Annotated in this window: 10 protein-coding genes; 7 read left to right on the plus strand and 3 right to left on the minus strand. The window is 34.0% G+C overall.

The window, feature by feature from the left end; genetic code table 11:
• The first annotated feature begins 40 nt into the window (after nucleotides 1–40).
• From J2W48_RS19145 to acs, 7 genes are all read left to right on the plus strand, one after another.
• Nucleotides 41–1,216 carry a 2-isopropylmalate synthase gene (locus J2W48_RS19145; RefSeq protein WP_310283395.1) on the plus strand — a complete coding sequence of 392 codons (1,176 nt, stop codon included), beginning with the start codon at nucleotides 41–43 and terminating at the stop codon, nucleotides 1,214–1,216.
• Between the two features lie 43 nt (nucleotides 1,217–1,259).
• Nucleotides 1,260–2,378 (plus strand): 3-isopropylmalate dehydrogenase, encoded by a 1,119-nt coding sequence (gene leuB, locus J2W48_RS19150; protein ID WP_310283396.1) that lies wholly within the window; start codon nucleotides 1,260–1,262, stop codon nucleotides 2,376–2,378.
• Between the two features lie 270 nt (nucleotides 2,379–2,648).
• Nucleotides 2,649–4,322 carry a dihydroxy-acid dehydratase gene (gene ilvD / locus J2W48_RS19155; RefSeq protein WP_310283397.1) on the plus strand — a complete coding sequence of 558 codons (1,674 nt, stop codon included), beginning with the start codon at nucleotides 2,649–2,651 and terminating at the stop codon, nucleotides 4,320–4,322.
• Nucleotides 4,323–4,476: 154 nt separating this feature from the next.
• Nucleotides 4,477–6,165, plus strand: a complete 1,689-nt coding sequence (gene ilvB / locus J2W48_RS19160) for a biosynthetic-type acetolactate synthase large subunit (protein WP_310283399.1) — start codon at nucleotides 4,477–4,479, stop codon at nucleotides 6,163–6,165.
• A gap of 5 nt (nucleotides 6,166–6,170) precedes the next feature.
• Nucleotides 6,171–6,692: an acetolactate synthase small subunit gene (gene ilvN, locus J2W48_RS19165; RefSeq protein WP_310283400.1), complete on the plus strand. Its 522-nt coding sequence runs from the start codon at nucleotides 6,171–6,173 to the stop codon at nucleotides 6,690–6,692.
• A 65-nt stretch (nucleotides 6,693–6,757) separates the two neighbouring features.
• Complete coding sequence (gene ilvC / locus J2W48_RS19170) at nucleotides 6,758–8,227, plus strand: ketol-acid reductoisomerase (protein ID WP_310283401.1); 1,470 nt, start codon at nucleotides 6,758–6,760, stop codon at nucleotides 8,225–8,227.
• 486 nt (nucleotides 8,228–8,713) lie between these two features.
• On the plus strand, nucleotides 8,714–10,624 hold the full coding sequence (gene acs, locus J2W48_RS19175; protein WP_310283402.1) for an acetate--CoA ligase: 1,911 nt from the start codon (nucleotides 8,714–8,716) through the stop codon (nucleotides 10,622–10,624).
• Between the two features lie 108 nt (nucleotides 10,625–10,732).
• Here the strand turns inward: acs and J2W48_RS19180 are convergent, their stop codons facing one another.
• The 3 genes from J2W48_RS19180 to prmA form a co-directional block, all read right to left on the minus strand.
• Complete coding sequence (locus J2W48_RS19180) at nucleotides 10,733–11,182, minus strand: 2-dehydro-3-deoxyphosphooctonate aldolase (RefSeq protein WP_310283403.1); 450 nt, start codon at nucleotides 11,180–11,182, stop codon at nucleotides 10,733–10,735.
• Nucleotides 11,183–11,349: 167 nt separating this feature from the next.
• Complete coding sequence (locus J2W48_RS19185; RefSeq protein ID WP_310283404.1) at nucleotides 11,350–11,625, minus strand: ATP-dependent Clp protease adaptor ClpS; 276 nt, start codon at nucleotides 11,623–11,625, stop codon at nucleotides 11,350–11,352.
• 36 nt (nucleotides 11,626–11,661) lie between these two features.
• A complete protein-coding gene (gene prmA, locus J2W48_RS19190; protein WP_310283405.1) occupies nucleotides 11,662–12,495 on the minus strand; it encodes a 50S ribosomal protein L11 methyltransferase in 834 nt (277 codons plus the stop codon).
• Nucleotides 12,496–12,531 lie beyond the last annotated feature (36 nt).

A 12,531-nucleotide genomic window follows, 5' to 3' on the forward strand; every position in this document is an offset into this window, starting at 1 on the left:
TATTTGTTTCAGGATGTGAAATTACATTAAATAAATGAATATGAATAGAGAGAAAGTTCAAATTTTTGACACCACTTTGCGTGATGGAGAACAGGTTCCAGGATGTAAGTTAGATACTAAACAAAAATTAGTTATCGCAGAACGACTTGACAAAATGGGAGTTGATATCATCGAAGCAGGTTTTCCTGTGTCAAGTCCGGGCGATTTTTTATCGGTCTCTGAGATTTGTAAAATTGTAGAAAATGCAACCGTCTGTGGATTGACAAGAGCCGTAAAAAACGACATTGATGTTGCTGCAGCTGCTTTAAAGCATGCTAAGAAACCTAGAATCCATACCGGAATCGGAACTTCAGAATCTCATATACTCCATAAATTAAATACTACCAGAGAAGATATTATTGCCAGAGCAAAATTTGCTGTATCCCATGCAAAATCATATGTTGAAGACGTTGAGTTTTATGCAGAAGATGCCGGTAGGACTGATAACGCCTTCCTTGCTAAAGTTTGCGAAGAAGTAATCAAATCGGGAGCAACAGTATTGAATATTCCGGATACAACAGGGTATTGTTTGCCTGAAGAATACGGAGCAAAAATTAAATATTTAAAAGAAAACGTAAAAGGTATTGAAAATGTAATTCTTTCATGCCACTGTCATAACGATTTAGGAATGGCAACTGCAAACTCAATTGCAGGTGCAATTAACGGCGCAAGACAAATAGAATGTACAATAAATGGTATTGGTGAAAGAGCAGGAAATACAGCACTTGAAGAAGTGGTGATGATTTTTAAACAACATCCTTACTTAAATTTAGATACCAATATCAATACAAGAGAATTAAACGAGATGAGTCGTTTGGTTTCTGAGAGTATGGGTATGATGGTTCAGCCAAATAAAGCGATTGTTGGAGCAAATGCTTTCGCTCACAGTTCCGGAATTCATCAGGATGGTGTGATTAAAAACAGAGCAACATACGAAATCATGGACCCATTAGATGTTGGGGTAAATGAATCTTCTATTATATTGACAGCCAGAAGCGGAAGAGCAGCTTTGGCATATCGTGCTAAAAAAGTGGGTTATGAACTTACAAAGGTGCAATTAGATATTGTATATATTGAATTTTTGAAATTTGCTGACATCAAAAAAGAAGTTTTAGATGCAGACATACATCAAATTATTGAAGCATCTAAAATTCAGGGAGATTTAATAAGAAGTTAGTTTTATAAAAATAAAGATTTAAATACATAAAGAACGAGACGTTATGAATTTGAAAATTGCAGTTTTACCAGGAGATGGAATTGGGCCAGAAGTGATTTTACAAGCCAAAAAAGCTTTATATGCTATTGGTGAAGTGTACAATCATGAATTTGTTTTTGAAGAAGCGCTAATGGGAGCGGTTGCTATTGATAAAACTGGAAATCCATTACCAGAACAAACTTTAAATCTTTGTTTAAATACTGATGCTGTTTTATTTGGTGCGATTGGTGACCCTAAATATGATAATAATCCTAATGCAAAAGTTCGTCCGGAGCAGGGATTGTTGAAATTGCGTAAAGAATTGGGTTTGTTTGCAAACATTCGCCCAATTAAACCATATAAATCACTAATTGATGCTTCTCCGCTAAAAAGAGAAATTATTGAAGGTGCTGATTTTACAATTTTCAGAGAATTAACAGGTGGTGCTTATTTTGGAGCCAAAACGTTAAATGAAGAAGGTACTCACGCTTCAGATTTATGTGAGTATTCAGAAGAAGAAATTACCAGAATTGCCCATTTGGCTTTTAAATCGGCACAAAACCGACGTAAAAAGTTAACAATGGTAGACAAGGCAAATGTTTTGGAAACTTCAAGATTATGGAGAAAAGTGGTTCAGAAAGTGAGCGCAAATTATCCTGATGTGGCTTTGGACTTTTTATTTGTTGATAACGCAGCCATGCAAATCATTTTAAATCCAAAACAATTTGATGTGATTTTGACAGAAAATTTATTTGGGGATATTTTATCTGATGAAGCAAGTGTGATTACAGGTTCTATCGGTTTATTAGCTTCAGCGTCTTTAGGAGAAAAAAATGCACTGTTTGAACCAATTCATGGATCTTATCCACAAGCAAAAGGAAAAAATATTGCTAATCCAATTGCCTCTATTTTATCTGCTGCGATGTTGTTAGAGCATTTTGGGTTATTTAAGGAAGCAAATGTTATTTACAGAGCAGTAGAAAAAGCAATCGAATTTAAAGTTGTTACTACAGATTTAAAATCGGATTCAAAATTTGGTACTAATGAAGTAGGGGAATTTGTTTCAAACTTTATTTTTAGCAAAGACGACTTACTTTATTTTAATAATGATAACGTTCATATTGGACAATCTACGATTGTTTAAGATTTTTTGTTAAATGTTGAAATAAATAACAAGAAGTATTTAAAATGTTGAGATTTATTTTTTTTGCCCTATTAGTTTTTATACTTTTGTGAGACTAAAAAACAAATAATGCAAATCTCAATTATTATTACTTCTGTCATTGTTGTCAATGTGTATAGCACATCTGCATCGGGAATGGTATAAATATAATTGAAAAATATATATTAAACCTCCCACTTAGTTGGGAGGTTTTTTTTAGGAATAAAATTAAAAAATTACAAATAATACATAATGGAATTAAATAAATACAGCAAAACAATCACGCAAGACGAAACACAACCAGCTTCTCAGGCGATGTTCTACGGAATTGGCTTAACAGAAGAGGATCTTAAAAAAGCGCAGGTGGGAATTGTAAGTATGGGTTACGATGGAAATCCTTGTAACATGCACTTAAACGACCTGGCTAAAGATATTAAAACTGGCGTCTGGAAAGAAGATTTAGTTGGATTGATTTTTAATACTATTGGTGTAAGTGATGGGATCTCTAATGGAAATGACGGAATGCGTTTTTCTTTGGTTTCCCGTGATGTAATTGCAGATTCTATAGAAACTGTTATGGGGGCACAATGGTACGATGGTTTGATCGCTGTTCCTGGTTGTGATAAAAATATGCCGGGAGCATTAATGGCTATGGGTAGAGTTAATCGCCCTTCTATTATGGTTTACGGAGGATCTATTCACCCGGGGAAATGGAAAGGGGAGGATTTGAACATTGTTTCTGCTTTTGAAGCATTAGGAAAAAAAATCAGTAACAAAATTACACCTGAAGATTTTAAAGGCGTGATTCAAAATGCTTGTCCAGGAGCAGGTGCCTGTGGTGGAATGTACACTGCAAATACGATGTCTTCAGCTATTGAAGCATTAGGAATGAGTTTACCTTACAGTTCTTCCAACCCGGCTTTGAGTCCGGAAAAGAAACAAGAATGTGTTGATGCCGGTAAAGCCATCAGAATATTATTAGAAAAAGACATTAAGCCTAGGGATATCATGACCCGTAAAGCATTCGAAAATGCAATTACGATGGTGGCTGTTTTAGGAGGTTCTACGAATGCGGTTATGCACTTAATTGCAATGGCTCATTCTGTTGGGATTGAATTGACTTTAAAAGATTTTCAGGATATCAGTGATAAAACACCATTATTAGCTGACTTGAAACCAAGCGGTAAATATCTAATGGAAGATTTGCATAATGTAGGTGGTGTTCCTGCAGTAATGAAATATTTATTGAAAGAAGGTTTCTTACACGGTGAATGTTTGACTGTAACAGGGAAAACTATAGCAGAAAACTTAGCTTCAATTCCTGATTTACATGATGGACAGGAAGTTATTTTTGAAATTCAAAAAGCTTTAAAAGCGACTGGAAACATTCAGATTTTATACGGAAATATAGCTTCAGAAGGTTGCGTAGCTAAAATTAGTGGCAAAGAAGGGGAATTTTTTGAAGGTACTGCCGTAGTCTTTGAAGGTGAAAAAGATGTAATCAGAGGTATACAAGCAGGTGAAGTGAAGCCTGGAAATGTAGTGATTATTCGTTACTGTGGTCCAAAAGGTGGGCCTGGTATGTCAGAAATGTTAAAACCAACATCAGCCATTATGGGAGCTGGTTTAGGAAATACAGTTGCTTTGATTACTGACGGACGTTTCTCTGGAGGTTCACACGGTTTTGTCGTCGGGCACGTTACTCCGGAAGCTTATGAAGGTGGTGGAATTGCGTTGATACAAAATGGTGATGTTATTACGATTGATGCTGTAAAAAACACCATTAATATGAAAATTTCCGATGAAGAATTAGCAAAACGTAAAGCTAGTTGGAAACAACCGGAATCACCAATTAAACAAGGAGTTTTACTTAAATATATGCGTTCGGTCTCCAGTGCATCTGAGGGATGCGTTACGGACAAATAATTAATTAAATAACAATATCAAGAAAATCAATTGCAATATCAATGAAAATATAAAAGTCGGTTATCTTAAAAATTTGCAAGTACGTTTAATTTTTAATATTGAAATTGATTTTTGAAATTGCCATTGGCATTGATTTTTGAAAAAAAGACAAACAATGAAAATATCAGGGGCGGAAGCCGTTATTAGATGTTTATTAGCCGAAGGAGTAGATTTGCTTTATGGTTACCCAGGTGGTGCTATTATGCCAGTTTATGACGAATTATATAAATTTCAGGATCAATTGCACCACGTATTGGTGCGCCACGAACAAGGTGCTGCACATGCTGCACAAGGTTTTGCCAGAGCTACTGGTAAAGTAGGGGTTTGTATCGCAACTTCGGGACCGGGAGCTACAAATCTAGTTACTGGTATTGCCGATGCTCAAATCGATTCAACACCATTAGTATGTATTACTGGTCAGGTTGGAAAACACTTATTGGGTTCTGATGCTTTTCAGGAAACAGATATTATTGGAATTTCTACTCCGGTAACAAAATGGAATTACCAAATTACGGAAGCTCACGAAATTCCGGAAATTATTGCCAAAGCTTTTTATATCGCCAGATCAGGTCGTCCTGGCCCGGTTTTGATTGATATTACTAAAAATGCCCAGTTTGATGAATTGGATTTCAGTTATGAAAAATGTACAGGGATTAGAAGTTATCATCCAAAACCTGTCTTGGATCTTAAAAAAGTACAAGATGCTGCAGATATAATTAACAATGCCAAAAAGCCATATATTATTTTTGGTCAGGGTATTATACTGAGTCAGGCAGAAGAGCAATTAAAGAGATTGGTTGAAAAATCCGGTATTCCGGCAGCCTGGACTATTTTAGGTCTTTCGGCTTTACCAACAGATCATCCTTTGAATGTAGGAATGGTAGGAATGCACGGTAATTATGGACCGAATCTTTTGACAAATGAATGTGATGTCTTAATCGCTTTAGGAATGCGTTTCGATGATCGTGTTACCGGAAGTTTAGCTACGTATGCTAAACAAGCCAAAGTAATTCACTTCGAAATCGATCCGGCTGAAATTGATAAAAATGTAAAAGCGGAAGTAGCTGTTTTAGCAGACGTTAAAGAGGCATTGACTGCTTTGATTCCATTAATTGACAAGAAATCACACGATTCCTGGCATAATGAATTCAAAGAAAAATATAAAATTGAATTAGAAGCAGTTATCGATGAAGAGTTAGCTCCAACAAATGGAAAAGGAATTTCTATGGGAGAAACTATCGAAATGATTAATAAACACTCAAAAGGTGATGCCATAATGGTTTCGGATGTAGGACAACATCAAATGTTTGCCTGTCGTTATGCTAAATTTAATTCTACTAAGAGTAATGTTACTTCAGGAGGTTTAGGAACAATGGGCTTTGCTTTACCAGCGGCTATTGGTGCTAAAATGGGAAGACCGGATAGAGAAGTAGTTGCTATAATTGGAGATGGAGGTTTTCAAATGAACATACAGGAGCTGGGGACAATTCATCAGACAAAAGTGCCGGTAAAAATTGTAGTTTTAAACAATGAATTCCTTGGAATGGTTCGTCAGTGGCAGGAATTATTTTTTGACTACAGATATGCTTCTACAGTAATGATTAATCCAAATTTCTGTGCTATTGCAGAAGGGTATTATATCAAATCCAGAAAAGTAACGAAAAGAGAAGAACTGGATGAAGCAGTTGCGGAGATGATAGCTTCAAAAGATTCTTATTTCTTAGAAGTTATGGTAGAAAAAGAGAATAACGTATTCCCAATGATTCCAACAGGAGCTTCGGTTTCTGATATGAGATTAAGCTAAAAATTATGGAAGAAAAAACATTTACCATATCGGTATACTCAGAAAATAACGTAGGCTTATTAAATAGAATATCTGGAATATTCTTAAAGCGTCACATTAATATATTAAGTTTAAACGTTTCAGAATCAGAAATAGAAAATGTTTCAAGATTTATTATCGTTGTAGATACAACCGAGAAATGGGTTAAAAATATAGTAGGACAAATTGAAAAACAAATTGAAGTTATCAAAGCATTTTATCACACAGATGAAGAAACTATTTATTTAGAAAATGCATTATTCAAAATTGCTTCAGGTTTGTTGTTTGATGAAAAACAAATTCAGAATATCATCAAGGAAAGCCAATCTACAATTGTAACAGTTTCTCGTGATTTTTTTGTGATTTCAAAATCCGGAAGACGTTCTGAAATCGAAGAATTATATGCAAAGTTTAAACCGTACGGCATTATGCAATTTGTACGTTCGGGCAGAATATCTGTTTCTAAAGAAAAAATGGAAATTTCAACATTGTTAGAAACATTCAAATAGTATCATTTTAGTTTACTTATTAATCAATTATTAAATTACACATTCATTAAATATTAAAAAAGAAAATGGCAAATTATTTCAATACATTACCACTTAGATTACAATTAGAACAATTAGGGGTTTGCGAATTTATGGAGCAATCAGAATTTGCAAACGGAATAGAAGCATTAGCAGGAAAAAAAGTTGTTATTGTTGGTTGCGGAGCCCAGGGTTTAAATCAAGGTTTAAATATGAGAGATTCTGGTTTGGATATCTCTTATGCTTTGCGTGCTGATGCAATTGCAGAAAAAAGAGCTTCATACAAAAATGCTACTGAGAATGGTTTTACTGTAGGTACATATGAAGAATTGATACCAAATGCAGATTTGGTTTGTAATCTAACACCAGACAAACAACATACAGCTGTGGTAACTGCTATTATGCCATTAATGAAAAACGGTTCGACTTTAGCCTATTCTCACGGGTTTAATATCGTTGAAGAAGGGATGCAGATCCGTAAGGATATTACAGTAATTATGTGTGCTCCTAAATGTCCTGGTTCTGAAGTACGTGAAGAATATAAAAGAGGTTTTGGTGTGCCGACACTTATTGCTGTTCATCCTGAAAATGATCCAAACGGACTAGGTTTAGATCAGGCAAAAGCGTATGCAGTTGCAACAGGAGGACATAAAGCAGGAGTTTTAAAATCATCGTTTGTAGCCGAAGTAAAATCAGATTTAATGGGTGAGCAAACTATCCTTTGTGGTTTATTACAAACAGGTTCTATTTTATGCTTTGATAAAATGGTTGAAAAAGGAATTGAGCCTGCATATGCTTCAAAATTAATTCAGTTTGGATGGGAAACTATCACTGAGGCTTTAAAACATGGAGGTATCACTAATATGATGGATCGTCTTTCGAACCCTGCGAAAATTGAAGCTTATGAAATTGCAGATGAATTAAAAGATATTATGCGTCCGTTATTTCAAAAGCACCAGGATGATATTATTTCTGGTGAATTTTCCAGAACTATGATGATTGACTGGGCTAATGATGATGTGAACTTATTAAAATGGAGAGCTGCGACAGGAGAAACTAATTTCGAGAAAACAGCTCCAACAACTGCGGAAATTTCAGAACAAGAGTATTTTGATAATGGAGTTTTAATGGTTGCAATGGTTAAAGCGGGTGTTGAATTAGCTTTTGAAACTATGACCGAAGCAGGAATTATTGAGGAATCAGCATATTATGAATCATTACACGAATTACCTTTGATTGCAAATACTATTGCAAGAAAAAAATTATTTGAAATGAATCGTGTTATTTCGGATACTGCTGAGTATGGTTGTTATTTATTCGATCATGCATGTAAACCGTTATTGACAGAATTCATGAAAAAAGTGGAGACTAATATAATTGGAAAACCATTTTCAACTTCAAACGGAGTAGATAATGCAGTTTTAATTGCTGTAAACAAAGAAATTCGTCAGCATCCTATTGAAGAAGTAGGAGCATGGTTAAGAGAGTCTATGACTGCAATGAAGAAAATTGGATAATATATTAGGAATTACGCACATACGCGTGTTGGGATTTGCACTGTATCTTTGTTTTATGTAATATTTTGAATTAGTAAGCACTTATTAAGATAATAACAGATATAGGCATGTTACATTCACTTAACTTTCAATTTGAGTTAAGTGAAGTAATCCCTAATTATTGGGGTATGTTTAGTGATAGATATACTTGTAGAAATTTCTGTTATGATTAATAATGTTGCTGCTATTTTCAAAATAAAATGAATACAGTACAACATATCTGAAAATTAATTGTTGCTGAAATTGTTAAATTAAAGAGGCATGGTATTTTAGTATCATGCCTTTTTTGCAATATGCATATTTCCATTAAAAATTAATTTTTTAAATTAAATGCATAAATACATCGTATTTAATTTATTATGTGTTATTTTTTGATAAAATTTATGAATTAAATAATTTTAAGAATACGCTGATATTTAATACTTTTATAAAAAAATTACAACCGCTATGAGTTATTATAAAATTGAAAATTTAGAACAATATTTTAAACATTACAATAAGTCAATAAGAGAGCCAAGAAAATTTTGGGGCAAGATAGCCGAAGAAAATTTTACATGGTATCAGCAATGGGAAAAAGTTGTAGATTTTAATATGGCTGACGCCGAAGTGAAATGGTTTACTGAGGCAAAAGTTAATATTACTAAAAATTGTATTGACAGACACTTAAGTAAAAGAGGAGAAAAAACAGCTATTATTTTTGAACCGAATGATCCTTCTGAAAGTGCTCTGCATATTTCATATAATGAATTATACGAAAGAGTTTCCAAAATGGCGAATGTTTTGCGTGAGCAGGGAGTTGGTAAAGGAGACAGGGTGTGTATTTATTTACCAATGATTCCGGAACTTGCTGTAGCAGTTTTGGCATGTGCGAGAATTGGTGCTATACATTCGGTTATATTTGCTGGATTTTCAGCTTCAGCAGTTTCTGCAAGAATTAATGATTGCGAATGTAAAATGGTGATTACTTCTGATGGTGGTTACCGTGGAAATAAAACAATTGACCTAAAAGGAATTGTTGATGAGGCTTTAGAAACTTGCCCTTCTGTTACTAAAGTTCTGGTTGTAAAAAGAACAGAGACTGAAATAGACATGAAAGAAGGTCGTGACATCTGGTTACAACCCCTATTAGATGTAGCTCTTGATTACAATGTAGCAGAAATTATGGATGCTGAGGATCCGTTATTTATTTTGTACACTTCTGGTTCAACAGGAAAACCAAAAGGAATGGTTCATACCACTGCCGGTTATATGGTTTATACGGCATATACATTTAAAAATGTTTTCAGTCACGAAGAAAATGATATTTTCTGGTGTACTGCAGATATTGGCTGGATTACTGGTCACTCTTATATATTATACGGACCACTATTAAATGGCGGAACTACAGTAATTTTCGAAGGAGTACCATCATATCCTGATTTTAGCCGTTTTTGGGATATTATCGAAAAACATAAAATTACACAGTTCTATACTGCACCAACAGCAATTCGTTCTTTAGCAAAAGAAAGTTTAGATTATATTCAAAAATATCCCCTAAAATCGCTTAAGGTTATTGGATCTGTAGGAGAACCAATTAACGAAGAAGCATGGCACTGGTTTAATGACCATGTTGGAGATAAGAGATGTCCGGTTGTTGATACGTGGTGGCAAACAGAAACAGGTGGAATCATGATTTCGCCGATTGCTTTTGTAACACCTACCAAACCAACATATGCTACTTTACCGTTACCGGGAATTCAGCCTGTTTTGATGGATGAAAAACGCAATGAAATTGAAGGCAATCAAGTAGTGGGAAGTTTATGTATCAAATTTCCATGGCCTGGAATCGCCAGAACAATCTGGGGTGATCACGAACGTTATAAAGAAACTTATTTTTCAGCTTTTCCGGGTAAATATTTTACCGGTGATGGTGCGTTGAGAGATGAAGTAGGATATTACAGAATTACCGGTAGGGTAGATGATGTAGTAATTGTTTCCGGACATAATTTAGGAACAGCGCCTATAGAAGATGCTATTAATGAACATCAGGCTGTTGCAGAATCTGCTATTGTAGGTTTCCCGCATGAAATTAAAGGAAATGCACTATATGGGTTTGTGATATTGAAAGAAACTGGTGAAATTCGTAACAAAGAGAATTTAGCTAAAGAGATTAATCAATATATTGCTGACCATATTGGTCCGATAGCAAAACTGGATAAGATTCAGTTTGTATCTGGTTTGCCAAAAACACGTTCAGGAAAAATTATGCGTAGAATTTTACGTAAAATCGCTGAAGGGGATTTTTCTAATTTTGGAGATACTTCAACATTACTGAATCCTGAAGTTGTTGAAGAAATCATGAAAGAGAGAATTTCTTAACATAAAATAAATAAATAAAAAATGCCTTAAGTTTATTAGTTACTTAAGGCATTTTTTTATTGAATTTAAATGGAAGTATAGACTTATTTAGTTAATACTTTATTTTTCCTAGTCCTTTAAGGTTAATCCTAACGGAACCATTAAAATTCCTTTTTCATAAATGTTCAGATAGAGTATAATTGGTTTTTTCTGACCTTCCCATTTAAGTTCATAAACGTTTAAAAATCCAGCTCCCATGTCACTTCGTTTGGTTGGAAACGGACAGCAAGTTTCTAATCTGGTGTATGTTATTTTTTCTCCATTTGGTCCGGCTAAAGCATTCAGAAAACGAGTTTCGTTAAGGGCTTCATCTTTTGTGTTTCTATAAAATATATTAACAGGATAATCTGGATTGTAACCGTATTTTTTGTCTTTGCTGAATAAAGTAATAGTAAAAGTATTGTCTTTCTTTAAAATCAAATCCGGGGCAGTATCATCTACATTTTTTAAAGTCGATTTACTGCTGACACAAGATGATACAACTAATATCAATATACTGAAGAGAACTATTTTTTTCATGTTTTGCATAAATTTTGAATTACAAATATAAGAGAGAAAAGTACATTTTTGATATTAAATACTTTGATAATGATGTTCAGATATTGTGAAAAAAAAATAATTTAATAAAAAAAAAACATTCTGCTTATCTTTTGACAAACAGAATGTTTCTGAATAATTATTAATATTTAAACAATTTCGGCGCTAAGACCAGCTTCCAAAAGTTGTGTGCATTGTGGCTTCAGCTTGTCCATAGGGCCGGTTTTTACTGTACATTTTCCATTATAATGTACAATTAAGGAACATTGTTCTGCCTGTTCAGGTGTGTGATTACAAACACGTATTAAAGTATCAATTACGTGATCAAAGGTGTTTACATCATCGTTATAAACAATGATTTCGTTATTGAAACCTGTCAATTCCTTTTCGCGAACTTTTTCTCTTACCTTTTCTTTAGTACTCATGTTTTTAGGTTTTTGTACTGTTGTAAAAATTATTAACTAATTTACGTATTTTAATGAAACCCAGTTGTTCCTTTGAAACTTTTTAACATACGTCAGTCCTTTTTCGGTGCATGAAGCATCAATAAAAGGAATGTCTTCTTCATAGAAGCCACTTAAAAGTAAAGTTCCTTTTGGGTTTAGGCTATCAACATAACTTTGCATGTCGTTTAATAAAATATTACGGTTGATATTCGCAATAATTAAATCGTATTTTTTACCATCCAATAAAGCTGCATCACCTTCATAAACAGTAATATGGTGGCAATTATTGCGTTCTGCATTTTCTACAGAATTCAGGTAACACCAATTATCAATGTCAATAGCATCAATTGGCTGAGCACCTTTCATCTCTGCTAATATGGCTAAAATTGCTGTTCCGCATCCCATATCAAGAGTTTTCAAACCTTCGACATTAATTTCTAATAAATGCTGAATCATCATGTGGGTCGTTTCATGATGCCCAGTACCAAAACTCATTTTAGGTTCGATTACAATATCAAATTCGGCATCAGTTTTCGGATGAAAAGGAGCGCGAACATGACATTTTCCATCAACATCAATAGCCTCAAAATTCTTTTCCCATTCCTCATTCCAGTTTACCTGATCGATTTCTTCAATTGTATACTCGATTTTAAATTCTTCTGATTGTAAAATATAAATGTCATCCAGGATGTTTTCGTCCCATAAATCCTTCTTTACAAAAGCCGAAATTCCGTTTTCTGTTTCCGTAAAACTTTCAAACGCTTTTTCGCCTAATTCAGCAATTAAAATTTCTGATCCTGATTCCTTAGGTTCAATAATAAAATGATACCCTAAATATATATTTGACATAAATGATTTTTTTTTTGCAAAGGTAAGAATCGAAAC

This window comes from Flavobacterium piscis, from assembly GCF_031457575.1.
GTDB classification, from domain to species: Bacteria; Bacteroidota; Bacteroidia; order Flavobacteriales; family Flavobacteriaceae; genus Flavobacterium; species Flavobacterium piscis_A.